Origin of the sequence: Exiguobacterium sp. R-39, from assembly GCF_049942815.1 — a bacterium.
In the GTDB taxonomy this organism is placed as follows: Bacteria; Bacillota; Bacilli; order Exiguobacteriales; family Exiguobacteriaceae; genus Exiguobacterium_A.
Genome location: NZ_CP187965.1, coordinates 2338056 through 2362534 on the forward strand (window position 1 = coordinate 2338056; position 24479 = coordinate 2362534).

22 protein-coding genes and 1 pseudogene are annotated in these 24479 nt (G+C 47.4%); 7 read left to right on the forward strand and 16 right to left on the reverse strand.

What is annotated here, in order from left to right; all coding sequences use genetic code 11:
* Positions 1 to 2 precede the first annotated feature (2 nt).
* The 5 genes from ACP26N_RS12280 to ACP26N_RS12300 form a co-directional block, all read right to left on the reverse strand.
* Positions 3 to 1169 (reverse strand): iron-containing alcohol dehydrogenase, encoded by a 1167-nt coding sequence (locus tag ACP26N_RS12280; protein ID WP_131972364.1) that lies wholly within the window; start codon positions 1167 to 1169, stop codon positions 3 to 5.
* 125 nt (positions 1170 to 1294) lie between these two features.
* Positions 1295 to 1687, reverse strand: coding sequence for a S1 domain-containing post-transcriptional regulator GSP13 (yugI, locus tag ACP26N_RS12285; protein WP_014971071.1), 393 nt, complete (start codon positions 1685 to 1687; stop codon positions 1295 to 1297).
* Positions 1688 to 2065: 378 nt separating this feature from the next.
* Positions 2066 to 3109 carry a ribonucleotide-diphosphate reductase subunit beta gene (locus ACP26N_RS12290; RefSeq protein WP_114595190.1) on the reverse strand — a complete coding sequence of 348 codons (1044 nt, stop codon included), beginning with the start codon at positions 3107 to 3109 and terminating at the stop codon, positions 2066 to 2068.
* Entirely contained in the window at positions 3078 to 3566 is a 489-nt protein-coding gene (locus tag ACP26N_RS12295; protein ID WP_426353937.1) for a flavodoxin domain-containing protein, read from the reverse strand. The genes ACP26N_RS12290 and ACP26N_RS12295 overlap by 32 nt, the downstream gene beginning before the upstream one ends.
* Positions 3567 to 3584: 18 nt before the next feature.
* Positions 3585 to 5810 (reverse strand): ribonucleoside-diphosphate reductase subunit alpha, encoded by a 2226-nt coding sequence (locus ACP26N_RS12300; RefSeq protein WP_370529001.1) that lies wholly within the window; start codon positions 5808 to 5810, stop codon positions 3585 to 3587.
* A 317-nt stretch (positions 5811 to 6127) separates the two neighbouring features.
* Here ACP26N_RS12300 and ACP26N_RS12305 point away from each other — a divergent pair, with 317 nt between their 5' ends.
* Genes ACP26N_RS12305 through ACP26N_RS12325 form a run of 5 tightly spaced genes read left to right on the forward strand, consistent with a single transcriptional unit; the run spans position 6128 to position 9157 of the window.
* Positions 6128 to 6361, forward strand: a complete 234-nt coding sequence (locus ACP26N_RS12305; RefSeq protein WP_114595187.1) for a DUF1871 family protein — start codon at positions 6128 to 6130, stop codon at positions 6359 to 6361.
* Positions 6362 to 6374: 13 nt separating this feature from the next.
* Positions 6375 to 6614 carry a NifU N-terminal domain-containing protein gene (locus ACP26N_RS12310; RefSeq protein ID WP_026827667.1) on the forward strand — a complete coding sequence of 80 codons (240 nt, stop codon included), beginning with the start codon at positions 6375 to 6377 and terminating at the stop codon, positions 6612 to 6614.
* 58 nt (positions 6615 to 6672) lie between these two features.
* A complete protein-coding gene (locus ACP26N_RS12315; RefSeq protein WP_426353938.1) occupies positions 6673 to 7467 on the forward strand; it encodes a glycosyltransferase family 2 protein in 795 nt (264 codons plus the stop codon).
* On the forward strand, positions 7467 to 7970 hold the full coding sequence (locus ACP26N_RS12320; RefSeq protein WP_131502127.1) for an Lrp/AsnC family transcriptional regulator: 504 nt from the start codon (positions 7467 to 7469) through the stop codon (positions 7968 to 7970). The genes ACP26N_RS12315 and ACP26N_RS12320 overlap by 1 nt, the downstream gene beginning before the upstream one ends.
* The gene (locus tag ACP26N_RS12325; protein WP_426353940.1) at positions 7967 to 9157 is read left to right on the forward strand and encodes an aminotransferase; all 1191 of its coding nucleotides are present in this window, start codon (positions 7967 to 7969) and stop codon (positions 9155 to 9157) included. The genes ACP26N_RS12320 and ACP26N_RS12325 overlap by 4 nt, the downstream gene beginning before the upstream one ends.
* A gap of 54 nt (positions 9158 to 9211) precedes the next feature.
* Here ACP26N_RS12325 and ACP26N_RS12330 read toward each other — a convergent pair whose 3' ends face one another.
* Both ACP26N_RS12330 and ACP26N_RS12335 read right to left on the reverse strand, forming a co-directional pair.
* The gene (locus ACP26N_RS12330) at positions 9212 to 10102 is read right to left on the reverse strand and encodes a MazG nucleotide pyrophosphohydrolase domain-containing protein (RefSeq protein ID WP_426353942.1); all 891 of its coding nucleotides are present in this window, start codon (positions 10100 to 10102) and stop codon (positions 9212 to 9214) included.
* Positions 10068 to 10253: a hypothetical protein gene (locus ACP26N_RS12335; protein WP_131502129.1), complete on the reverse strand. Its 186-nt coding sequence runs from the start codon at positions 10251 to 10253 to the stop codon at positions 10068 to 10070. Before ACP26N_RS12335 ends, ACP26N_RS12330 begins: the two co-directional genes overlap by 35 nt.
* Before the next feature lie 86 nt (positions 10254 to 10339).
* Between ACP26N_RS12335 and ytvI the strand changes: the two genes are divergently transcribed.
* Positions 10340 to 11464 carry a sporulation integral membrane protein YtvI gene (gene ytvI, locus ACP26N_RS12340; protein WP_131502130.1) on the forward strand — a complete coding sequence of 375 codons (1125 nt, stop codon included), beginning with the start codon at positions 10340 to 10342 and terminating at the stop codon, positions 11462 to 11464.
* On the opposite strand, the gene ACP26N_RS12345 is transcribed toward ytvI, so the two are convergent.
* From ACP26N_RS12345 to ACP26N_RS12355, 3 genes are read right to left on the reverse strand one after another with little or no spacing between them, the layout of a single operon-like run.
* Entirely contained in the window at positions 11448 to 12116 is a 669-nt protein-coding gene (locus ACP26N_RS12345; RefSeq protein WP_131502131.1) for a DUF429 domain-containing protein, read from the reverse strand. The genes ytvI and ACP26N_RS12345 overlap by 17 nt on opposite strands.
* Complete coding sequence (locus ACP26N_RS12350) at positions 12097 to 12237, reverse strand: hypothetical protein (RefSeq protein ID WP_426353944.1); 141 nt, start codon at positions 12235 to 12237, stop codon at positions 12097 to 12099. Before ACP26N_RS12350 ends, ACP26N_RS12345 begins: the two co-directional genes overlap by 20 nt.
* Positions 12238 to 12263: 26 nt before the next feature.
* Positions 12264 to 13697 carry a leucyl aminopeptidase gene (locus ACP26N_RS12355; RefSeq protein WP_426353945.1) on the reverse strand — a complete coding sequence of 478 codons (1434 nt, stop codon included), beginning with the start codon at positions 13695 to 13697 and terminating at the stop codon, positions 12264 to 12266.
* 354 nt (positions 13698 to 14051) lie between these two features.
* Between ACP26N_RS12355 and ptsP the strand changes: the two genes are divergently transcribed.
* Positions 14052 to 15776 carry a phosphoenolpyruvate--protein phosphotransferase gene (gene ptsP, locus ACP26N_RS12360; RefSeq protein ID WP_188004624.1) on the forward strand — a complete coding sequence of 575 codons (1725 nt, stop codon included), beginning with the start codon at positions 14052 to 14054 and terminating at the stop codon, positions 15774 to 15776.
* A 337-nt stretch (positions 15777 to 16113) separates the two neighbouring features.
* Here ptsP and ACP26N_RS12365 read toward each other — a convergent pair whose 3' ends face one another.
* The 6 genes and pseudogenes from ACP26N_RS12365 to ACP26N_RS12390 form a co-directional block, all read right to left on the reverse strand.
* Positions 16114 to 17625, reverse strand: a complete 1512-nt coding sequence (locus ACP26N_RS12365; RefSeq protein ID WP_188004625.1) for an MDR family MFS transporter — start codon at positions 17623 to 17625, stop codon at positions 16114 to 16116.
* 150 nt (positions 17626 to 17775) lie between these two features.
* Positions 17776 to 19869: a glucose-specific PTS transporter subunit IIBC gene (gene ptsG / locus ACP26N_RS12370; RefSeq protein WP_426353947.1), complete on the reverse strand. Its 2094-nt coding sequence runs from the start codon at positions 19867 to 19869 to the stop codon at positions 17776 to 17778.
* 153 nt (positions 19870 to 20022) lie between these two features.
* Positions 20023 to 21525, reverse strand: a pseudogene (gene ptsG, locus ACP26N_RS12375) (glucose-specific PTS transporter subunit IIBC); the annotation flags it as partial.
* A gap of 220 nt (positions 21526 to 21745) precedes the next feature.
* Positions 21746 to 22603: a glucose PTS transporter transcription antiterminator GlcT gene (gene glcT, locus ACP26N_RS12380; protein ID WP_426353948.1), complete on the reverse strand. Its 858-nt coding sequence runs from the start codon at positions 22601 to 22603 to the stop codon at positions 21746 to 21748.
* Between the two features lie 101 nt (positions 22604 to 22704).
* Positions 22705 to 23022, reverse strand: a complete 318-nt coding sequence (locus ACP26N_RS12385; protein ID WP_131502137.1) for a YuiB family protein — start codon at positions 23020 to 23022, stop codon at positions 22705 to 22707.
* A gap of 81 nt (positions 23023 to 23103) precedes the next feature.
* Positions 23104 to 24315, reverse strand: coding sequence for an NAD(P)/FAD-dependent oxidoreductase (locus tag ACP26N_RS12390; RefSeq protein ID WP_131502138.1), 1212 nt, complete (start codon positions 24313 to 24315; stop codon positions 23104 to 23106).
* Positions 24316 to 24479: the final 164 nt, after the last annotated feature.

Here is a 24479-nt window from a genome sequence, read left to right on the forward strand (position 1 = left end):
GCTTACAAAGCAGCTGTTACGATTTGACGAACATCTTCGTTGCCAAGTGATTTGAAGTTACCAAAGTCTCCACGTGTCATCGCTGACTTCACGATTGAATCGACCGTTTCTTCTTTGATGTCATAATCCGCAAGGCGGTTTGGTGCACCAAGTGATGTCCAGAACGCACTGATTGCATCGATTGTAGCGTGTGCTGCTTCCATTTCTGATTTACCTGTCGTATCGACGTCAAAGACGTTCTCACCGAGCGTAACGAAACGGTGTGCGTTTGACTCATCAAGAACATGACGCATCCAGTTCGGGAAGAGAATCGCCAGACCGCCTGCATGCGGGATGTCGTGAACCGCTGAGACCGCGTGCTCAATGTTGTGTGACGCCCAGTCGCCGCGTGCGCCCATTTGAAGAACACCGTTGAGTGCCATCGTACCGGCAAACAGAATCGTACCGCGGAGTTCAACGTTTTCAAGATCGTTGACAAGTTTCGGTGCAGCTTCAACGACTGCTTTCATGACACCTTCCGTCATCCGCTCTTGAACCGGTGCATGCGCCGTGTGGAAATATTGCTCGAGGCAATGGCTCATCATGTCGACGATTCCGTAAATCGTTTGATCTTTCGGAACGCTGACAGTGTACTTTGGATCAAGGATTGAGAATGTCGGGAACGTCAACGGGCTGCCCCAACCGTATTTCTCTTGTGTCTTCCAGTTCGTGATAACAGAACCTGAGTTCATTTCTGAACCTGTCGCAGCGAGCGTCAAGACTGTTCCAAACGGGATCACTGTTTCTGGTGTCGCTTTACCGATGACGAGATCCCATGCTTCACCCTCGTAAGGGATACCTGCAGCGATCAATTTCGTGCAGTCGATGACAGAACCGCCACCAAGAGCGAGCAATGCGTCAACGCCAGCTTCACGTGCGATTTTAATACCGCGTTCTGCTGTCTCGATGCGTGGATTTGGTTCGACGCCGTCGCATTCGACGTATTCGATTCCTGCCGCATTGAGTTCGCGCGTGACGTCATCATAGACACCATTACGTTTGATACTGCCGCCGCCAAATACGAGCATGACTTTTTTAGCATCTAAAGCTTTCAATTCGTCTTTGATTTTGTTGACTTGACCGTCACCAAAAATAAGTTTCGTTGGATTACGATATTCGAAGTTTTCCATTGTGTGTTGCCCCCTTGATAAGTAATGAACACCTTACATTATCCACACATTCCCCTTTTGCATCTATTTTAATGCTTATAACGCAAAAAAAGAGAACCGACCGATGTCGATTCCCTTTCAAAATCTTATTTTTGGAAGTTTGATTTTTCAATCCATTCTTCCAATTTGCCTTTTAACACGTTGAAGCCAGGAGCTTCTTCTTGTTTGAAAGCAGGACCTGCATCGCGACGGCCGGTGTTTTTGCGTGGGCCTTTAGCGCGTGCTTCGCGTTTTGGAGCTTCCTGTGTTGCTTTGATCGAAAGCTTCATTTTTTTGTTAGCTTCGTCGATGTCGAGAACTTTAACAGTTACTTCATCGCCAACTTTTACGTAATCGTTGATGTCTTTTACGTAATCGTGTGAGATTTCTGAGATGTGGACGAGACCTTGTGTTTGCTCGTCAAGTGCTACGAAAGCACCGAAGTTTTGAATACCAGTTACTTTACCAGTAACGACTTGGTCTTTTTCAAAGTTTGCCATAGTTTATACACTCCCTAACTAAATTCATCAACTTATAATAACATACTTTTTACGGATGGTAAAAAATATTTTTCAAATTGTTTATTTTTTATTTTACCAGGGAACAAATTAGTAGCAAGACTTCAAGTATTCCCCCTGATTCTGCCGGACTTTTCGAGTCCGGCCCTTTTTTTGTTTCAACTTACTTTTTCACGCAAAAAGGACAGGTCCGGTCTGCTCGCTTTCCGCGGACAAGCCATCATGCCGCTTCAGATGCAATGCATCTTCCAGGGTCAGGATTGACTTGTATTTCCGCAGGAGTCGAGCATGACCTCACCTGTCCTAGCGTAAAGGAAATTTCACGGTGAAGCAATCAAAAAATAAAGATTCGGGAATGGCTTACAAATCGTCAAATCCGTTTGCATCCGTCACTTTCGCATATGACCGTGATTTTTGCTCGAAGAAATCGGATTTCGTCGCATTCATCGAGTCGTCGGAATACGCCCGGATCCATGGCATGACGTCTTCATCATGTCCTTCATACAGATCGTCGAGCCCGATGACACGGAGACGTTTGTTGGCGAGGTATTTGACATAGTCACGCATCTCGCTGACATCAAGTCCGTCCAAGTCACGTAACACGTATTCACTCCACTCGATTTCGAGATCAACAGCACGCTCGAATGTGGCATAGACGAACTTCGTGAATGAACCGTCGGCATCGATTTGCGGATGTTCTGTCAAGACGGCACGTAACAGCTGACTGATGAAGTACGAGTGTTGCAACTCGTCGCGTTGGATATAACTGATCATCGTCGACGTTCCGACCATTTTCTGATGGCGCGCCAGGTTATAAAAGAACGCAAATCCGGAGTAGAAGTTGATTCCTTCAAGAACGATTGAGGCGACGAGTGATTTCGCAAAGTTTTCCGGTGTCCGGTCGTTTTGGAAATCTTCATACAGATCCAGAATAAAAGCATTCCGCTTCATGACCATGTCATCATCTTTGGCGATGTCGAAGATCCGGTTTTGTTCTGACAACGGTACGAGACTCGACAGCACGTAGCTGTACGATTGGTTATGCACGACTTCCTGTTGGGCCACAATCGCGAGGATCGCATGAATCGAGGCGTCTGACGTAAACATTGCCGACTCCAGGATATAGCGGGTCTGGACAGAGTCAAGAATCGATAACAGACCGATGATCCTCTTAAACGCATCCTGTTCCCGCTCGCTCAATTGATTCCACTGTTGCATGTCTTTTGACATCGAAATTTCGTCCGGAATCCAGAAGTTCGATAACAGTTGTTTATAGATCGAATAAAACTGCGGATATGCGATGTCGTTCCAGTTGACGATCGAGCTTGTCTCGCCACCGATGATCGCTGTCGCACGATTCGGATGACGGGCATCAAGCAGTTTGATTTTTTGTAGTTGTTCCATGTTGTTCGGCTCCCTCTTGCTGTAATTGCAGTAGTGTTCGACGTGTCCACTCTTTGACCGCATGCGGTCGGTTGCGCGGCGATTGTTCGATTTTGAGTAATTCACCTGCGAGCGGAACCCCGAACTTCGCGAGATGATACGCCATCTCATCGACGGCGCGGCAATATTTGACGAACATCTTATCGCCCGTCCCGAAGACAGCCGCCTGCGGAATCGCGTGCGGACTTTCCCTTAAGACCAGCTTCAGACAATCCCGCATCTCATCCGGCAATTGTCCGTCTCCCCAGGTGTACGAACCAAAATAGACGATATCATAAGGGACCAGCTGATACGTCGTCACATCATCGGCAAAGATCATCGTCGGTTCGACCTGCATTTCGGAACATGCTTTTGCAATCAGTTCCGCAACCTCCTCTGTATTTCCGCTCATTGACGCATATACGATTGCTGCCTTCATGATATCGTCCTCCTTCTCTTATGATGAACACGACTCACATTCATCGATTTCGACGGTCGTCGAACGTGTGTAGTAAATCGTCTTCATCCCCAGCTGCCATGCCTCCATGTGCATCTCGAGTAACTCTTTTGCTTTGACACTGTTTTTGACGTAGAGATTAAAGCTGATTGCTTGGTCAATATGACGTTGGCGTGAGGCATTTTGACGGATGCTCCAAAGCTGATCAATCTCAAACGCTGATTTATAGAACCAGTTCGTTTCCGGTGTCAAATCGGGCACTGTGACTGGAATCTTGTAGTTTTTCTTCTCTTCCGCATAAACCTTCTTGTAAATCGGATCGATCGAAGCCGTACTTCCGGCGATGATTGCCGTCGACGAGTTCGGGGCGACTGCCATCAGATAGGCATTTCGCATACCGTGTTCTGTGATGTCGGCTTGCAGACGATCCCAGTTCAGTTCAGCCGTTGTTTTGTAGTGACGGCGGGCGATGTATTCCCCTGTCTGCCATTCCGATCCTTCAAAGAGACGGTAAGCGCCTTTTTCTTTCGCCAGTTGCATCGACGCATCAATCGTCAAGTAGGCAATTTTTTCGTAAAGACGATCGGCATACTGAACAGCCTCGACCGACTCCCAGCGGATGCCTTCGAGAGCGAGCAGATGATGCCAGCCGAATGTTCCGAGACCGACGGCGCGGTATTTTTGATTCGTAATCTGTGCTTGCGGCACGTCGATCGTATTTAAATCGATGACGTTATCAAGCATCCGCATTTGAATCGGAATCAACCGTTCCAATACATTTTCACGGACAGCACGCGCAAGCGCGATCGAAGATAAGTTACAAACAACGAAATCGCCCGGTGTTTTCGTGATGATGATTTTGCCGTCTTCCGTGTACTCTTCTGTGACAGTCGTCGGGCTCATGTTTTGCATGATTTCCGAACAGAGGTTAGACGAATAAATCATTCCCGCATGTTTGTTCGGGTTGGCACGGTTTACTGCATCACGGAAGAACATGTACGGTGTGCCTGTTTCGAGCTGCGAACGCATATAGCGTTTGACGAGATCAATCGCCGGTACTTTCGTCCGGCTCAGACGCGGTTCATTGACACACGCTGTATATTTCTCCGTGAAGCTGCCGCCTTGTTCCGTTTCGTCAAACGAATCTTCCAGGCTGAAGCCCATCACCGTCCGAATTTCGTGCGGGTCAAACAAGTACCAGTCGCCGCGTGCTTCGACCGTCCGCATGAAATGGTCCGGTAAGCTGACGCCTGTGAACAAGTCATGTGTCCGCAACCGTTCGTCCCCGTTGTTCAATTTCGCATCGAGGAACTCAAGAATATCTTTATGCCAAATATCGAGATAAACGGCGATTGAACCTTGGCGCATACCGAGCTGATCGACGCTGACCGCTGTGTTGTTCAACTGTTTCATCCACGGAATGACACCGCTTGAAACTCCTTTAAATCCTTTAATGTCTGACCCGCGTGAACGGATTTTCCCCATGTAGACACCGATTCCGCCGCCGCCTTTTGACAGTGTCGCAACATCGGTATTCGAATCATAGATACCCCGCAACGAATCATCGACTGTATCGATGAAGCATGATGACAGTTGTCCGTATGATTTACCGGCATTCGATAAAGTCGGTGTCGCAACAGTCATGTAGAGATTCGAAAGTGCCCAGTAAGACTCTTTGACGAGCTCGATCCGGCGGTCTTTTGGTTCTGTCTGCATGAGTGTCATCGCGATGATCATAAAACGTTCCTGCGGTAATTCGTATAATTTCTTGACGTGGTCGCGCGCTAAGTAACGGTCGGATAATGTCCGGAGTCCGATATACGTGAACAGATGATCACGTGACGGGTCAATCGATGCCGCAAGTTCCTCGACTTCTTCTTTCGAATACGTCTCCAGAAGGTGGGGTGTGAAAATACCAATCTCCGTTAATTTTTCAATCAAGTGATATAGCGAGCCGTACCGTTCGTCCGCTGCATAGCCGCGGTTTTCACTCGCTTCAAGATACAGCCGGTTCAAGTACGTTGCTGTCGCAACAAACGTCCAGTTCGGTTCTTCTGCCTTCAACATGTCAAGTGCATGCATGGTTAAGAGTTCATAGACTTGATCCGCCTGTAACGTCTTCCCTTCGAGTGCCCGAATCGCCCGTTCTGTGTAACGCTCGACGTCGAGCTCCGAGTATGATGCTGTAATCTGACGGATGACCGTATATACATCTTCTATTGTCATTGCACCTTGATAGATGCGTGCTGTATTCAGTGGAGATGCCACTATGAACCACTCCCATTCTCTAACTTTAAAATAGGTTCCGTTGCCGTAAAAAATGCGCTAAACTAAAAAAAGACGCCCTACATATAGAAAGTGTTATTCAATCTTCACTCTATATATAGACGTTCCAGGCATTTCTAAACCTATTTATCTACAAGATATAGGTTATCACTAAATGCCGGAAAAATAAGCCCTTGCATTGAAATTCAGGTCAAACAAATTTGAAAAGGCGGACTACCGCCTTTTGAGATATATTGAGATAAGGAGTTTTAGTGATTATGAGTTCAGAAGAACTTTTAAAAAAATATGATCCATTTCACCTAGGAGAAGGAAATTATCCGACGGAAATGTCTGCTATACTAAGCTTACTGACGGTTCATGATCAAATAAGCCCGCTTGCGGAAGCAATCGGGAGCGTTTTTGAAGAATCATTTGATGAACGACCGGATCAGCAGGAATTGATTTTACTCGCAACGAACTTACTTTTATGTGAAGCTTCGTGTGAACTTTGAAAGGAGACTGATTATGCAAGTTGACTACACGCCTAACCCGAACTCAGTAAAAATCACCCTCGACGGAGACCGTTTCGGTGCCAAGAGCACCAGCGTCAAAAAAGGGGATACACCGGAAGATGCTTTGCTCGCATCACTCATTACGATTGACGGCATCGATAATCTATTTGCATACGGTGATTTCGTCACCGTCACAAAAGAAGCTGACGCTGAATGGAATGACTTACTTCCGACAATCGAAGAAAAAATGTAAATATCTCACAAGGACACCTGAATTTCAAGGGTGTCTTTGTTCTAAGGAGACGACTTAAATGCCGATGGTCTCAGTCATCATCCCCACATATAACAGATTGCGTGAGTTGCGCGAAGCACTGACCGCACTGACAAAACAAATCTATCAGGATTTTGAAGTCATCATCTTAAACAATAACGGCGAGCCGCTGACTCCTGTCCTGACTGACTTTCAGGACAAACTGACAATCACGTCAATCGATTTGCCGGAAAACCACCATGTCCGGGCACGAAATCACGGTGTCTCGTTAGCAACAGGAAAGTATATCCTTCTCCACGACGACGACGATTTATTGTTGCCTTCGCATATCGAGGAAGTTGTCGGCGATCTTGAGGCCGGTGCGGACTTGACGTACGTCGATGCCGAACTGTTCACTTACGAGTGGCAACAGGACCTGCGTGTCGTAAAAACGACGGAACCTTTTGCTTATCCGTATGACCGGGAAGCGATGAAAGAGGATTCGACCTATATCCCGTCCGGTTCCCTCTATCGCAAGTCACTTCATGAAAAACTTGGTTTATTTGATGAAGACGTCTTCAACTATTGGGATTGGGACTGGATTTTGCGTGTCGGACAGGATCATCTCGTTCTGCACCCGGCCCGGGCAACCGTCCTGTATGCGTTTAATCCTGCGGGCAACCACCAATCGGCTAAGCAGGATGCGTCGCGTCGCGTCTATTTTGACCGACTCGTCGAAAAGCATCATCTCCCGACAACTGATATGAAAAATTTCCACATCGTACAAGAGGAACGTCGCTCCCGGCTACGCGAGACACGCCGGACGTTCCATGGCAACCTGACAGAAAGCGAGTGATGATTGTGTACACAGACAAACAACTAGAACTACTGGAATTATTGACGCAGAATGGACCGGTCGATCCTGTCTTAGCTGCTCAAATGCTTAATTTGACAGAGGAAGAGGTGTCATCTTCACTCGAGACGTTTAAACAAGACGGGGTCCTGCTCGGTTATACAGCCGTTATCGACTGGCAAAAAATCCATGCTCACCATGGCGTGACCGCTTTCATCGATGTCAAAGTGACACCGAAACGGGGACGCGGCTTTGATGAGGTCGCAGAACGCATCCACCGCTTCCCGGAAGTGACGTCACTCTATTTGATGTCAGGAGCATACGATTTACAAGTCGTCCTTGACGGAAAATCCCTGCAGGAAGTATCACAGTTCGTCTCAGAAAAATTATCGACACTCGATTCTGTCATTTCGACGACAACCCATTTCCGTCTCAAAACGTATAAACATGACGGCGTTTTATTCAGCCAGGATGACGGGGACAAACGATTGAAGGTGTCTCCATGAAACATTTATCTGAACGTGTCGAACGATTGGCCCCTTCCGGTATCCGGCGGTTTTTTGATTTAGCCGGTTCGATGGAAGATGTCATCTCGCTTGGTGTCGGCGAACCCGATTTTGTCACCCCCTGGAATGTCCGGGAAGCCAGTTTCGCTGCGCTCGAACAAGGTTATACGGCATACAGTGCCAATGCCGGATTAGTCGAATTACGCCAGGAGATCCGTTTGTACATGCAAGAAAAATTTTCGATTGACTATCAGGTCGCGGACGAAATCATCGTCACGACCGGTGCTTCGGAAGGACTCGATTTAGCCTTTCGGACGTTGATCAATCCGGGAGACGAAGTCATCGTCGTTGAACCGGCCTTCGTCTCGTATGCTCCATTGATTGAACTGGCAGGCGGTATTCCTGTCGCGGCAGCCTGTCGTGCAGAAGACGGATTTACGATTCAGCCGGAAACGATTGAAGCGGTCATCACAGACCGGACAAAAGCGATCATCTTTTGTTTCCCGTCCAATCCGACCGGTTCCGTCATGACACGCGATCAATTGGCCGATCTCGCGTTGCTTGCCAAGAAACATGATCTTTATGTCATCAGCGATGAAATCTACGCTGAACTTTCTTATGAAGACGAGCCGACTTGTTTTGCGACCCTTCCCGATATGCGGGAACGGACGATTGTCATCAACGGGTTTTCTAAAGCCTTTGCGATGACCGGTTGGCGGCTCGGTTTTACCTGTGCCCCGCCCGCTATCAGCCAGGCGATGCTGAAAGTTCATCAGTATGGCATGATGTGTGCCCCGACGCTCGTTCAGTTCGCCGGAATCGAAGCCTTACGTTCGCGTCATAAGACAGTTCCGGATATGGTCCGCAGTTACCGGCAACGACGGAACTATTTCGTCAAAGCGTTAAATGACGCCGGACTGCCGACGCATTCACCGGGTGGGGCGTTCTATGCCTTCCCGTACATCGGCGGAACCGGTTTGACGAGTGAGGAATTCGCAGAGCAACTGTTGCTTGCGGAACGCGTCGCGGTCGTCCCCGGTTCTGTATTCGGTGCAAGTGGAGAAGGTTATGTCCGGGCCAGTTATGCCAGTTCGATCGAACAGCTCCAACAGGCGATTCACCGGATCAACCGTTTCATGCAACACTTGAATCAGAAACAAATCGAACTATCGAATCCCTCACGATGATCTACACCAAAAGAAGCATCCATTCCAAATTGGGAAAGGATGCTTCTTTTTTAGTTACTCATCGACATGTAGGACGATAAACATCCGGTGGTCGTCTTCCGCATGATACGGCGATACCGGACCGAGTTGAGGGGCATAGACATCAATCCGGTACGGTGCTTCTTTAAACGACAGCGGTGTCTGTTCCTTAATGATTCGTCCGATTTCATCAGCCTGATCTTTGACGCTTCGTAAACTGTCAGTCCGCTCGATCGGAGCCTCGATGACGAATCCATCAATGCCTTCAATCCGGGCACAACGCAGGAACCGGCGTAACGACGGCAGTGACGCCCGAATATGCGCCTCGAGCGAAAGGCCGCTTTCATGGACGGGTGCACCCCAGAGACGTTCCGTATTGCCCGTTGCGCTTCGGAAGTGATCAATCGTCGCTTCTGTCACCGGATCACGTGTCAAAGCAAACCGTTTACGATCACGATTCAGATTCTTCTCGTTTGTCCGGTCGATTTCTTTCAGGAGGTTGATTCCGAGGGGACGGGCCAACCGGAACAGTTCACGCTGGAGACGGGCGAGCGATGTCCCGATCGGAATGACGTCTTCCGTCTTTTTCGGCGGCTTGTCACCTTCATATCCGTTCATGACACGAGCGACCTGCCCCGTTTCATGAACAAGGCGGTAAAACGAACCTCGAACCTCGTCTTCGATCGTCCCGAGCTGTTGATGTTGCTGTGCCAAATCCGTCACATATTGATTCGCAAGACAGGTCGAAATCATCAGGACATCGACCAGTTCCGCTTGAAACGACGACTCGTCTCCGGTTTCGAGCGCCTCCCCGACTTCACCGACCTCCTCAATCAAACGGGCTAATCCAGATAACGGGCGAAAATATCCTCCGAGCGCTCGAATCGTTTCATCAACCTTTTGTTGAAGAAGAATCATCTCCTGCATCGTCCTGCACCTCCGCCAGTCCCTTCACAAGCCGGTCTTCCGATTGTTCCTTAAATCGTTTCGTAAACTGTTGGTTCTTCCGCCATTCCCGAACAGCCAGTCCACTCGCAACGGCGAGCGAGACGAGTAATCCCATTTCTTTTCGTTTCATCTGAATTCCTCCCCTTTTGAACGATACGTTCGTCTGACAAACATGATATGATGATGACATTCCATACATAGTAAGAGGTGTTGCTTATGTCGACTGAACGTTTGTGGCAATTAGCCCGTTTCATTGGCGTCATCCTTGCCATCTTTTTCACCGGTTGGCTGATCGTTCGCTTGTCTTCTTTCATGTACCCGTTCGTCTTTGCTTTTCTATTGGCTTTATTCAGTCGGCCGCTCGTCGACTTTTTCCAAAAACGACTTCGGATCAACCGCGGTTGGGGTGCTCTGCTGTCCATCATTTTAATGAGCGGTTTATTGATCGGCTCGCTCGTCTTGATCATCATGCAGTTGATTCGTGGACTTGTGTTTGTCGCCAATCAGCTGCCGGCACAAATCCAGGAGCTGAGTCTTTATTTCCAAAAACTCTACAACGAAAAGCTGGCACCGATTTGGAACGATGCGTCGGAAGCCCTTCGCTCGCTTGAACCGTCACAACAAAATACGGTCCAAAACAGTATCCAGTCCCTCGGCAGTTCCCTTGCCAGTGCGATCGGTGAAGGCTCCAAAAGTGTCGCCGGGATGTTGCAGACGATTTTAGCGACATTACCCTCCATCGCGTTGATTTTAGTCATCGTCTTGCTCGCCTGGTTCTTCATCTCAAAAGACTGGCACAAGTACGAAATCAGATTGAAGCAATACGAAATGTTACCATGGTTCGCCCGTGCCGAATCGGTCGTCACGAGTCTCCGGTCCGCTTTGTTCGGTTATATCAAAGCGCAACTGACATTGATTACGATTACATTTTTCATCGTCCTGATCGGACTGTTGATCATCGGAGTCGAGCATCCGTTTGCGATCGCCTTTATCGCGGCATTTTTTGACATCTTACCCTATCTTGGAACCGGCTCCGTCTTTTTGCCTTGGATTGCCTATTCCATCATTACGGGAGATACGGGTCTTGCCATCGGTCTTGCGATTCTTTACGGAATCGTCATCTTACAACGCAATATCATGGAACCTAAAATCGTCGGCGATAACATCGGTATTCAACCGATCACCGCCTTAATCGCCTTATTTGTCGGTATTCAGGTGTTCGGCGTCTTCGGATTGATTTTAGGTCCCTTGATTGCGGTCATCATCAAAGCGTTACACAACGCGAGGATTTTTCATTATCTTTGGGACTTTATCAAAGGATCACCTACACCATTTCGGTGAAGGTGATTTTTTTCGGTAATGCGGCATATAACGGAAATCCCATCGAATCAACCGGACGATCGTCCGGCACATAGACTGCCGGTAACGTGGCAGCAACTGCCAGGAGACAGGCATCGATCCAGTCGTCTGTCGCGACACCGCGCACATTTAGTTCCCAGTAAGCCGGACAACCGTACCGTCGCAACAGTTCTGCCCGCTCTGCCATTCCCTCGACCGTCCGTTTACTGTGACGTGCCGGATGACCGGTCAGGCGGGCAAAACAGACTTCCGGATGGGATTCCACCATGCCCGGTCGATAACAGTTCCGTACCTGTTGGATTTTCGGTAACAGATACCACGCTTGTTTGGAGAGACCGAAACCTGCCTGCTGCTTCGAATACTCGTTTGCTTCCGGATAACCGGCTTGCTCCAGTGCTGCACGCAACGGGGCATTAAAGACACTGCTCGTTCGGCCAGGCTTCAATTCTTCCCGTAACAACTGATCGACTGCCCGGCGTTTGTCTTCTTCCAGTCCAATCGGCATATCGATATAGGTCCGGGTTCCGCATTCGATTTCGTCGAGTGACGGAGCGACCGTCCAGGAAAACTGACCGTCTTGAATCGATACAGCCACCCATCCGGCTTTCGCCGCATCAATTCCGGTGACGTCCACTGGACTTCTCCCGCAGACTCTTAAGGAGCGATAAAATCGTAAAGACACCAAAAAAAGTCGCTGCCGCTAAAGAAATCTGTTCCCGTGCATCCAGGTACCAGACGATACTAACGATTGTCATTAAAATGAGGACGCTGTTGACGCGCATCATTTTTCGCGTTCGACGAAATGATACAGACTGCGGACCATGACACCGGTCGCCCCTTTTGGACCAAGTTCCGTCGCGGCTTTTTGTTCGGATGTTCCGGCGATATCAAGGTGGAGCCACGGGGTCTCACCGACAAATTCACCGACAAACGCACCACCGAAAATCATATGTCCCATCCGTCCCGGTGAGTTATTTAAGTCTGCGACGTCCGAGCGTCGGACCTGCTTGATGAACTGATCAACGTACGGCATCTGCCAGACCATTTCGTTTGTCTCTTGTGTCACGGCTTCAAATCGTTCGTACAGATCAGCATCATTCGTCAATGCCCCTGTGATTTCTGTTCCAAGTGCCACTAAGACTCCGCCTGTCAGCGTCGCAAGGTCAATGATCATCTTCGGCTTGTATTCTTTGGCGTAGGTGACGGCATCTGCCAGGACAAGGCGTCCTTCTGCATCGGTGTTCAGGATTTCAATCGTTTTTCCTGCCATTGACGTGATGACATCATCCGGTTTAAAAGCATCACCGGAAATCATGTTATCCGTCGCCGGAATGACTCCCAAGACGTTTACATTCGGTTTAAGCTGACCGAGGGCTTCAAACAATCCGAGGACGGCTGCGGCTCCTCCCATATCCCCTTTCATCCCGACGATTCCGTCTTTTGGTTTAATCGAGTAACCGCCTGTATCGAAAGTCACACCTTTTCCGACGACGGCAATCGGAGCCTCGTCGCCTGCTCCTTTGTATTCAAGGACAATCAGTTTCGGTGGAATTGTCGACCCTTGATTGACGGCAAGCAATGCACCCATCCCGAGCGCTTCCATATCTGTTTTTTCAAGAATCTTCAAATCATGCCCGTGACGCTCGGCAATAAAGCGGGCTTCATCCGCCAAAGCAGGTGCAGTCAACAGGTTACCCGGCATCGTGACGAGACGGCGCGCGAGATTCGTCGCTTGCGCAAGTGCTTCCCCACGTACAACATCCTGATCTCCCGCGTCTGACCAGATTGTTAAATCCAGATCATATGTGCCCCGCGTGTTTGTTTTATAATGTTTGACTTCATATGTAGCTAAGCCAAACGTCTCAGCAATCAGTTCGACCGGTTGACCCGGGAAAGTCGTCGCATCAATCGTCACTTTGGATAACTGGCGTGCTTTCAAGAACTGAGCTGCTTTTCCGAATAATCGGCGAAGGCTGTCTGTCGTAAGTCCTTCGGCTTTCCCAAGACCGACGAACAACACACGTTCCACGGTTCCCGTCAGTGTCGGCAACAAGCGGAGTTCTCCTTGTTTCGTTGAGATATCCCCTCGGCGTATCCATTCATCCAAACGATCCGGATAAAGTGACCGGATCCGTTCCTCGACCGGCTGGTTTCCTGAAATACCGACAACGAGTACTTCGACATGAGCTTGTGGATCTACTTGATTCCATTGCATATTCAAATCCCCCTTTAGTGATACATATTAGTATGAAGTGTTTAATCCAATTTTCCAACTGATAGCCTCCGAGACAAATGAAACCGTTCTCAAAGAAGACGTTCTTTAATTTGTCGATTTGAAGCGTTTCAAACAATTGTTGCCTGTTTCACAATATGATAGGATTAAACAGGTGAAAAGGACAGGCACTTCTATTTTAACGGTCATTTGGCAACGACAGAAATGTCTACGTTTTCATTCAAAGGGAGAGTCCGCAAGCGACCCGTTAAGAGAGATGCGTTTATGGGTATCTATAGATAGCAAAGAAATGACGTCGCTGCGGCGAAAAAACTTACTGAAAAGAGGGTAATGCACATGGCACAGCACATCAAAGGAATTGGCGCTTCTGCAGGGATTGCGATTGCAAAGGCATTCGTAATGGAAACACCTGTCTTTGACATTCCAACGAATAAAATCGAGGACTCGGCAGCAGAAAAGGAACGTTTCCAAGCCGCCATCGTTAAGTCGAAGGGTGAACTTGAAATCATCCGTGAAAACACATTAAAAGAACTCGGTGCAGACAAAGCGGAAATCTTCTCAGCTCACCTCTTGATCTTGGAAGACCCGGAAATCGTCAGCCAAGTCAACGCAAAAATTGACGATGAGAAGACCAATGCAGCCCAAGCACTCGATGAAGTGTCACAGATGATGGTCATGATTTTTGAATCCATGGATAACGAATACATGCGTGAGCGTGCAGCCGATGTCCGTGACGTTACAAAACGGACGATGGCCCACTTGCTCGGTATCACATTCGTTACACCGGCTCAAATCAATGAAGAAGTCATCATCATTGCAGAAGATTTAACACCTTCAGATACAGCACAACTCAACCGGAAGTATGCAAAAGGATTTGCTACGAACATCGGTGGACGGACTTCGCACTCGGCGATCATGTCCCGTTCTCTTGAAATTCCGGCTGTCGTCGGAACAAAAGTCGTCTTGACGGAAGTCAAACACGGTGATTTCTTGATTCTTGACGGTACAGAGGGTGACGTCATCGTCAACCCTTCAAGCGAACAAATCGCAGAGTATGAAGAAAAACGTTCAGCGTATATCGCTCAAAAAGAAGAGTGGAAAAAACTAAAAAACGAAAAAACAGTTACAGCAGACGGTCATCACGTCGAGCTCGCAGCGAACATCGGAACACCAAACGATGTAAAAGGCGTTCTCGAGAATGGTGCGGAAGCAGTCGGATTATACCGGACAGAGTTCCTTTACATGGACGCTGAAACGTTCCCGACGGAAGACGAGCAATTCACGGCTTACAAAACGGTTCTCGAATCGATGGGCGATAAAAAAGTTGTCATCCGGACACTCGATATCGGCGGCGACAAAGAGTTGTCTTACCTCGATCTCCCGCATGAGATGAACCCGTTCCTCGGCTACCGTGCAATCCGTCTTTGCCTGGACCAAACAGATCTCTTCCGGACACAGCTCCGTGCCCTTCTCCGGGCAAGCGCGTACGGAAAACTTGCTGTCATGTTCCCGATGATCGCGACACTCGAAGAATTCCGTGCAGCAAAAGCGCTTCTCTTGGAAGAAAAAGCAAACCTTCAAGCAGAAGGCGTGACGGTTTCTGAAGACATCGAAGTTGGTATGATGGTCGAGATTCCATCAACAGCTGTCATGGCGAAACAATTCGCGAAAGAAGTCGACTTCTTCTCAGTCGGAACAAACGACTTGATTCAATACACGATGGCAGCTGACCGGATGAATGAGAAAGTTTCATATCTCTACCAACCGTTCAACCCGGCCATCTTGAACCTCTTAAACAACGTCATCACAGAAGCACACAAAGCAGGCAAATGGGTCGGCATGTGTGGTGAGATGGCTGGAGAAGAACTCGCGCTTCCAATCCTTCTCGGACTCGGACTCGACGAATTCTCAATGTCAGCTTCTTCCGTCCTTCGTGCACGCAGCTTAATGACGCGCTTGAACAAAGCAGAATGTGAAGCAGTCGTTGAACAAGTACTCGATATGGATACAGCGGAAGATGTCGTTAACTTCCTCAGCACAACATTCGATATCAAAAAATAAGGTTTTTCAGACACGTCCCGTCTCGGGGCGTGTTTTTTTGTCTCGTTAACAAAGTATCCCCTTTTCCTTTACTTTATGCGGGAAATCGGATTATCCTACGTCGAAATCATTCCTCTTTGTACTCGCTTTTCTCAGACGAGACACAAGCCAGTTTTCCTGCCCCGTGTGGGCAGAAAAGCGGGTCTTGTTTGTCTCTGACAGCGCAGTTTGCACTTGCGCTTTTTCCTGCAGGAGTCTCGTGCATTGAATGATTTCGAACAACAAAAAAGGAAAGCGGATTTTGACATCCACTTTCCTCTCGTCTGTTAATGTTTATCTAAATCGCTTTAACTACACATTATGCTTGTTTTGCTTTTGGTCGTTCGCCTTGTCCTTCTTTTAACGTCGGACGTTCATTCCCCATCAGGAACACAAAGATAACACCGAGTACTGCTGGAATCAAAGCCCACAGGTAGACGGATGAAATCGATTCGGCAAGTGATGACTTGATGGCATTCGCTACTTCCGGCGGCATCTTCGCAAGGGCCGAAGCCGTCGGGAATTGTCCGCCATCCGGTGCATTGCCATTTGGCAACTGTTCACTGATCGTCGATGAGAATGTTCGCGACTGGACAATACCAAGAACTGTTACCCCGAGCGTCATTCCGATGGTCCGGAACGTCGATCCCATCGATGTGGCAGCACCGCGCCGTTGCATCTCAATTCCGTTGATACTCGCCAGGTTGAGTAACGAGAAACTGAATCCGACACCAAACCCTAAAATGATCATATAGATCGTGATGGCTGTTCTTGATGTTTCAAGCGACATCGTACTCAAGAGATAAACGCCTAATAAGAAGAAAACAGCTGAAACGAGCATGACATTCCGGAATCCGTATTTATTCGGTAGACGTCCACCGAGTTGGGCCGAAACGACGGATGCAATCAACATCGGCATCAAGATCAGACCCGAATTGGTCGCGCTACCACCAAACACACCTTGGACAAAAATCGGAATAAAGACACTGGCGGAGATAAAGACAAAGCCATAGAAGAAGGCTACGCCTTGTGTCGCCGCAAACAATTGCCGTCTAAATAAGCTGAACGTGATGACCGGATCAGCTGCCCGGCGTTCGATGAAGCCAAAGACGATGAAGGCAACAAGTGCTGCTCCAAACAAACCGAGGATTTGCGGTGAGTTCCACGCATAATCTTTTCCGCCCATTTCAAGTGCCAGCAGGAATAGGACAAGTCCGGCAACCAACGTCACCGCTCCGGCATAATCGATTTTTTGTGTCCGGTGAACCGGTGACTCCTTGTAAAACAGTGAAACGAGTGTTAACGCCAAAATCCCTAATGGAATATTGATATAGAAGACCCAGCGCCAATTGATGGCATCCGTTAAGACGGCACCAAGCAACGGACCAAAGATACTTGAAATTCCGAAGACGGCCCCAAACAATCCGCTGACTTTCCCCCGTTTTTCCGGTGGAAAAATATCAAAAATAATCGTAAAGGCGATTGGCATTAAAGCACCGCCGCCAAGACCTTGAACGGCACGATATACGGATAGTTCCACGATCGAGTCGGCCATTCCGCAAAGAATACTTCCTGCGATAAACAGTAACATTCCAAATAAGAAGAATCGTTTCCGACCATACATGTCACTCAATTTACCAAAAATTGGCATCCCGGCCACAGTCGCAATCATGTAGGCCGATGTGACCCATGCATATTGATCAAAGCCGTTTAATTCACTGACGATTGTCGGCATTGCTGTTGCAACGATGGTATTATCCATTGCCGCTACCAAAATCCCGATCAATAACCCTAACACGACATAGCGTGTTTTTGTCGAAGTCGTAGCCATCGACTCACCTCTTTCTTTTCAAAAAAATAGCTAATCTTCATAATAGCTTATTCATTGTATCATCGTATGTGCAAAATCTCACTGTTAAATGTTCGCTGCATATAAAAAAACACGATTCCAAAAACGGAATCGTGTTCATCGTACCGCTCATTATTTAATGTCATACGAAATCTTTTCACCGGCTTCGACTGTTTTTCCAACATCGACCGAGACTTTCCGGTCGCCGCTGTTCGTGACGATGATTGGCGTGAGTAACGATGGAACAAGTGGCCGGATTTGTTCTAGATCAACATTTAATAATGGTGATCCCGGTTCGACCCGATCGCCGGCTTTGGCGAGTGCTTCGAATCCTTTTCCTTCAAGCGAGACGGTATCGATTCCGATATGAATTAAAATTTCGTCTCCATTATCAGCAAGGATGCCAATCGCGTGTTTCGTCGGGAAGAACGTCGTGATTTCACCGGATACAGGAGAAACGACATATCCTTCTGTCGGCTCAATCGCATAACCGTCACCCATCATCCGTCCAGAGAAAACCTGATCCGGTACGTCATCAAGTGAACGAATCACACCGCTCAGTGGCGAAACATATCCTTCAACCGGTACATAGGCTCCATCTTTACCGGCTAAGTCAGAGCGGTCATCCGTCCGCGCTTCCGCTCCTGTTGGCACTTGTGGAATCGGATCAGCTTCCGGCTTAGCCGGCGGTTGATAGTTCGGGTCGTTCATAATTTCTGCCATTTCGGTCTTGATGCCATCCGACTTCGGACCAAAGATTGCCTGGACGTTATCCCCTACTTCGAGGACACCGGCAGCACCGAGTTGTTTCAAGCGCTCTTTGTTGACCCCTGATTTATCATTGACGGTAATCCGGAGTCGTGTGATACAAGCGTCCAAGTGTTTGATATTCGCGGGTCCACCAAACGCTTGGAGAATTTCATACGGCAATTCACCGGCTGTCGCACCGGCTGTTGCTGCACCTTCCTGAATCGCTTCGCGTCCAGGAATCTTCAAATCAAATTTCTTGATGACGAAACGGAAACCAAAGTAATAAATGACCGCGAAGACGAGACCTACCGGAATGACGAGCCACCAGGAAGTCCGGTTTGGTAAAATACCGAACAACGTATAGTCAATCAATCCTCCGGAGAAGGTCATCCCGATCTTGACGTTTAAGATGTCCATGATCATGAACGACAATCCGGCAAACAAAGCATGGACTGCAAACAATAACGGTGCAACGAATACGAACGAAAACTCAACAGGTTCAGTGATCCCTGTCAGGAAAGAAGTCAGGGCAGCCGAGAAATATAACCCTTCAACTGCTTTTCGGCGATCTTTCGCAACCGTATGATACATCGCAAGACAGGCAGCAGGAAGTCCAAACATCATGAACGGATATTTTCCCGTCATATACGTTCCGGCTGTAAATGGAACACCATCTTTTAACTGGGCGAAGAAGATCCGCTGATCCCCGTTGACGAGATTACCGGCTTTATCGGTGTATTCACCGAACTGGAACCAGAAACTTGAATACCAAATATGGTGGAGACCAAACGGAATGAGGGAACGTTCGACTAATCCAAAAATGAAGGCAGATAACGTTTCGTTTGATTCGATGATGGTTTTCGAGAACGTGTTGATTCCTGTCCCGATTGGTGGCCAAATATAAGACAGTGCAAAACCAGCGACTAAACTGAATAGCGCTGTAGCAATTGGTACAAATCGTTTACCGGCAAAGAATCCAAGGAAATCCGGAAGTTTAATCTTAAAGAATTTATTATAGCTGTACGCCGCAATCAATCCGGCGATGATCCCTCCGAATACCCCCATTTGCAGGGTCGGTATCCCTAACACGGTGGCATACGATAAATCACTCGACTTTTGTGCTTCTGTAATCTTTTCAGGTGTAATCTGTAAAAATGAGCTGATAACTTTGTTCATGATCAAAAATCCGACAATCGCAGCTAACCCGGCGACCCCTTCACCATTCGCAAGGCCAATCGCAACCCCGACGGCAAACAGTAATCCTAAATTGGCAAAGATGATGTCCCCTGCATCTTGCATGACCCGCCAAATGACCACTAGTGCATCATTTTCGAGAAACGGAAGATACTGCGTCAGGTTCGGGTTTTGAAACGCCGTACCAAACGCCAGGAGCAGCCCCGCTGCCGGTAGGATTGCGACCGGTAACATCAGCGCTTTACCGATCCGTTGCAATACACCGAACACGTTTTTCCACATCAGTGATTTCCCTCCTTTTTTTGACCAAACTACTTACTTCATACCCTTAATGTTTCTTCCACAAAACTATTTCCTTCATGTTTCTTTCCACAAAAAAAGAGCCTTCCCAAATTGGGAAAGCTCTTTTACTCATTAGACTGATTTTTCTTGTTTACGTGATGCGATGACAGCTTGAATTTCAGATTTAATGTTATCTGATTTCGGTCCGTAGATCGCTTGAACGTTGTTACCAACTTCAAGAACTCCTGCAGCACCTAATTTTTTCAATTCATTTTTGTCAACTTTTGATTTATCAAGGACTTCAACACGAAGACGTGTGATACATGCGTCCAGGTGTTTAATGTTTGATTCAGAACCAAGTGCATCAAGAATACCTGCTGCGAGTTCAGAACCTTGTGCCATTGATGTCTCTTGAACTTCGTCTTCACGACCCGGTGTTTTCAAGTTGAACTTGCGGATTGCGAAACGGAATCCGACGTAGTAAACAACTGCAAGAACAAGACCGACGACGATGACGAGCCACCACTGCGTGCGTCCTGGAAGGACACCGAAGAGAAGGAAGTCAATCAATCCACCTGAGAATGTCATACCGATTTTAACGTTCAAGAGTTGCATTGTCATGAACGAAAGACCTGCGAAGACTGCGTGAACTGCGAACAAGATTGGAGCAACGAATAAGAATGCGAATTCGATTGGCTCTGTGATACCTGTCAAGAATGCTGTAAGTGCTGCTGATCCAAGAAGACCACCAACGATTGCGCGACGCTCTGGGCGTGCTTCATGGTACATAGCAAGTGCTGCTGCCGGAAGACCGAACATCATGAACGGGAATTTACCAGTCATGAATGTACCAGCTGTCAAGGCAACGTTATCTTTTAACTGAGCGAAGAAGATTGCTTGGTCACCGTGAACAACTGTACCGGCTTTGTTCGTGTATGAACCGAACTCGAACCAGAATGGTGCGTAGAAGATGTGGTGAAGACCAAATGGAATCAATGAACGTTCAATGAGACCAAAGACGAATGCTGCAAGTGTTGGGTTTTTCTCCATCATGAAGTGGGAGAATGTGTTCAACCCGTCTTGAGCGAACGGCCAAACGAAAACAAGTACAAGACCTGCAAATAATGAAACAACTGCTGTAACGATTGGAACAAAACGTTTTCCTGCGAAGAATCCGAGGAATTGCGGCAATTCGAGATTATGATACTTCCCGTATGCCCAGGCTGCGATTAAACCGATGATGATACCACCGAAAACACCTGTTTGAAGTGTCGGGATACCGAGTACGTTTGCGTATCCTTGTCCGTTAGCAACCATTTCTGGTGTAACGCCGAGCCAAACGCTCATTGTTTTGTTCATGATCAGGAATCCGACGATGGCAGCAAGTCCGGCAGCGCCGTCTCCTGCTAATCCGATCGCGACACCGACCGCGAATAAGAGTGCTAAGTTACCGAAGATGATATCCCCGGCTGCTTCCATCAATTTTGCAACCTTGATGATTGCATCATTTTTTAAGAACTCGAGTTTTGACGTCAAGTTCGGATTTTGCATCGCGTTACCGAATCCAAGTAAGATCCCGGCAGCAGGCAAAATCGCAACAGGAAGCATCAACGCTTTACCGACACGTTGAAGAACAGCAAAAATCTGTTTGAACATGTGTGTTTCCTCCTTTTGATGTACGAGCTAAGAATAAGGAATAATACCAATGACAGGTCGAAAAAAGTCAGACATCTGACCGATTTTTACAGAAAAAAATCAGGCACAAGCGGATTGTAGACAAAATACACTTATCCCGTAAAAATAGAAACGGAAATAAATCATCTTGCCCGACATCCCACTCATGCCTGATCGTATCAGTAACACGTAGTCCGTGCGGTCATTTACCTAAATCGTACTGCACTAAGCGTTGCAGATGCATCGTAAGATACGTCGCTTCGCCGCGCGGTACCGCTTTCTTCAACTGACGTTCCATGATGGACATCAGCTCCCAAGCAGTATCATAGCACAGCGGATATTCTTCGCGCAATAGCTTTTCTACTTTTTCTGGCGCCTCTAGGTACTCCCCATTGGAAACCCTTTCAATCGCCGATCGTAAGTGCCGGATTAAACGCTTGTAATCCAGTGATTTCCGGTCGATTTTAATCTGTAACCGTTGTTCGATATGACTCGCAATTAATCCAACCAATTGATGGTGCCGGTTGACTTCGAGTACATCTTTGAAGTTCGTCGCCGAATGAATATGAAGGGCAATAAATCCGGTTTCAGCCGGCGGTAAATAAAAATTCATCTCGGCGCTGATGAATTCAACGATTTCTTCAGCTAAAGCATACTCTTCCGGATACAAGGCTTCGGTTTCAGCAAGAAACGGATTCGTCACTTCCATCCCTTGTTCAAGTCGCTTGAATGTAAACGTCAAGTGATCCGTCAAACCAATGTGAATATGTTCATCCACCCGTTTTCCGAATCGCGTTTCAATCATTGAAACGATTTCATTCATCAAGGCGATGAAGTTTTCATCCAAATGTCCGACAAGTGCTTTGTACTGCGCCTGTTCGTCTTTATCCTTTAACGTATACACTTTTTCTAATTTATCAAGATCCGTTAGTTGATCGCCTGGCTTCCCACCGAAGCCAATCCCTTTTGCGAGGATAATGACTTCCTGGTTGGCACCAGTCGAACAAATGACGACATTATTATTCAAGACTTTGATAACGTGGTACATTTGTTTATCCATTCGCTCTCAACCCTATCTGCTCTTACACATTTTTTAAAAGACACTGTTTTCATTATAACGTGTTTTCACATACTAAAAAAGCCTACTCACTCAAGTAGACTTTAAAACATTTGGTAACCGCTCTTACGCAGGAAGCGAATCGACATCCCGGCGATGATGATTCCGGCAAGACCGGCTACGAACATCGTGATGTCTGCCGTCTGCAGACCCATGATACGTTCCCCGAGTTTCGGAATCGCTTCACGCGCACTCGTGAAATAATCCAGTGTCGACTGGTTATCAATCATCATGATGATGATGATCGGATACAGGACAAGCATGATCCACGTACTGCGTAATAACATGTTTAAGATAAAACCGATACTAAAGAACATGACGAGATAAAGAACGCTCCCGATCACGGCTTGAATGATATGCATAATGTTCCCCCTTTAAATCTCTTTTAGTATAACCGACAAAAAAGACAAATGCACGAGTGTACATTTGCCTAAAACGTGAACTTAGAATTTACCTTTTTTGATGGCAAGACCAATCTTTTTAAGCTCAAGGAAATGTTTGTTGTCGATGACTTTTTTCATGAATGATGCATTACGGCCGTAAATCTTCTTACCGAAGACCATTCCGATTCCATCTTTATGACCAAGTGAAGCGACAGTTCCTTTGTTTTCATATGTGAATGTCGATGTTTGACGTCCACCGATGAGTGCTGCAATGTTTTCAGCCACTTTGTGTGCCTGTTGTGTCGCGATTTGTGCTGTCGGCGGGTACGGACGGTTTGAAGCCGGATCCATAACAGCTGAACAGTCACCAATCATGAAGACATTTTCATGTCCAGGAACACGGAGATCTTCTGCAACGACTACACGGTTACGCATCGCTTCGAAACCAGATGCTGCAACAACAGGGTTTCCGCTGACGCCACCTGTCCAGATGATTGTGTTCGCTTCGATTGTTTCTGTCGTATCACCTTGAAGTGGTCCGAATGTCACGCTACCCGGTCCACATTCCTTGATGCCGTTACCGAGTTTAAACTCGATGCCTTGGCGCTCAAGCCATTTGTGTGCGTAGTTAACGAGATCGGCATCAAATCCAGGAAGGACTGTTGGAGCCGCTTCGATATTGACGACACGAACAAGTTCGCGTGGGATGTCATACTGTTTGCACAGTTCAGGGATCCGGTTGACGAGCTCACCCATGAACTCGATTCCTGTAAACCCGGCACCACCGACGACGATCGTCAAGAGTGAACGGTTTGTTGAACCCGTCGTTTTGTACTCTGCGAATGAGTAGTCGATGTGTTCTTTGATTTTCCGGACACTGTTCAATGAACTGATTGTTAGAGCATTCTCTTTCAACCCTTTGATGCCGAATGTTTCAGGAACTCCACCGAGTGCCACGACGACATAATCGTAAGGGACTGTCCCGCCATCCACAAGCTTCACTGTATTGTTTGCTGTATCGACTTTTTCGACGATTCCTTTAACAAGCTTAACGCGTGAAGGATTGATGACATCATTGATATAGATACGTGCTTGTTCAGCAGACATCGTACCTGCTGCTGGTTCGTGTAACCACGTTGTTTGGTAATGATAATCGTGTTTGTTGATTAATGTAATGTTCGCTTGGTCGACGCCAAGTTTTTTCTGAAGGTTGACTGCTGTGATCAATCCACCGTAGCCGGCTCCGAGAATAACAATATTTGGTGTGTTCATGTTCTAATACCCCTTACGCATAATAGTTTTGTTGTGATTTTCTTCACATTCAATTGCAGATAAATGCTCAAAAACTTTGTTCAAATAATGTTCACACGTCTATACGTTTATTGAACCATTTTCTATCATAGATTGCAAAGGGAAATTATGCAAACCCAAAAAAA

Excerpts from the sequence above, each read along its gene's own strand:
- ACP26N_RS12320 (WP_131502127.1), top strand. The coding sequence starts at position 7,467 with ATGATTGTGTACACAGACAAACAACTAGAACTACTGGAATTATTGACG.
- ACP26N_RS12335 (WP_131502129.1), bottom strand. The coding sequence starts at position 10,253 with ATGAAACGAAAAGAAATGGGATTACTCGTCTCGCTCGCCGTTGCGAGT.
- ACP26N_RS12365 (WP_188004625.1), bottom strand. The coding sequence starts at position 17,625 with ATGGCTACGACTTCGACAAAAACACGCTATGTCGTGTTAGGGTTATTG.
- ptsG (WP_426353947.1), bottom strand. The coding sequence starts at position 19,869 with ATGTGGAAAAACGTGTTCGGTGTATTGCAACGGATCGGTAAAGCGCTG.
- ACP26N_RS12295 (WP_426353937.1), bottom strand. The coding sequence starts at position 3,566 with ATGAAGGCAGCAATCGTATATGCGTCAATGAGCGGAAATACAGAGGAG.
- ACP26N_RS12315 (WP_426353938.1), top strand. The coding sequence starts at position 6,673 with ATGCCGATGGTCTCAGTCATCATCCCCACATATAACAGATTGCGTGAG.
- ACP26N_RS12390 (WP_131502138.1), bottom strand. The coding sequence starts at position 24,315 with ATGAACACACCAAATATTGTTATTCTCGGAGCCGGCTACGGTGGATTG.
- ACP26N_RS12355 (WP_426353945.1), bottom strand. The coding sequence starts at position 13,697 with ATGCAATGGAATCAAGTAGATCCACAAGCTCATGTCGAAGTACTCGTT.
- ytvI (WP_131502130.1), top strand. The coding sequence starts at position 10,340 with ATGTCGACTGAACGTTTGTGGCAATTAGCCCGTTTCATTGGCGTCATC.
- ACP26N_RS12305 (WP_114595187.1), top strand. The coding sequence starts at position 6,128 with ATGAGTTCAGAAGAACTTTTAAAAAAATATGATCCATTTCACCTAGGA.
- yugI (WP_014971071.1), bottom strand. The coding sequence starts at position 1,687 with ATGGCAAACTTTGAAAAAGACCAAGTCGTTACTGGTAAAGTAACTGGT.
- ACP26N_RS12280 (WP_131972364.1), bottom strand. The coding sequence starts at position 1,169 with ATGGAAAACTTCGAATATCGTAATCCAACGAAACTTATTTTTGGTGAC.
- glcT (WP_426353948.1), bottom strand. The coding sequence starts at position 22,603 with ATGGATAAACAAATGTACCACGTTATCAAAGTCTTGAATAATAATGTC.
- ACP26N_RS12385 (WP_131502137.1), bottom strand. The coding sequence starts at position 23,022 with ATGCATATCATTCAAGCCGTGATCGGGAGCGTTCTTTATCTCGTCATG.
- ACP26N_RS12325 (WP_426353940.1), top strand. The coding sequence starts at position 7,967 with ATGAAACATTTATCTGAACGTGTCGAACGATTGGCCCCTTCCGGTATC.
- ACP26N_RS12300 (WP_370529001.1), bottom strand. The coding sequence starts at position 5,810 with ATGACAATAGAAGATGTATATACGGTCATCCGTCAGATTACAGCATCA.
- ACP26N_RS12290 (WP_114595190.1), bottom strand. The coding sequence starts at position 3,109 with ATGGAACAACTACAAAAAATCAAACTGCTTGATGCCCGTCATCCGAAT.
- ACP26N_RS12350 (WP_426353944.1), bottom strand. The coding sequence starts at position 12,237 with ATGACAATCGTTAGTATCGTCTGGTACCTGGATGCACGGGAACAGATT.
- ptsP (WP_188004624.1), top strand. The coding sequence starts at position 14,052 with ATGGCACAGCACATCAAAGGAATTGGCGCTTCTGCAGGGATTGCGATT.
- ACP26N_RS12310 (WP_026827667.1), top strand. The coding sequence starts at position 6,375 with ATGCAAGTTGACTACACGCCTAACCCGAACTCAGTAAAAATCACCCTC.
- ACP26N_RS12330 (WP_426353942.1), bottom strand. The coding sequence starts at position 10,102 with ATGCAGGAGATGATTCTTCTTCAACAAAAGGTTGATGAAACGATTCGA.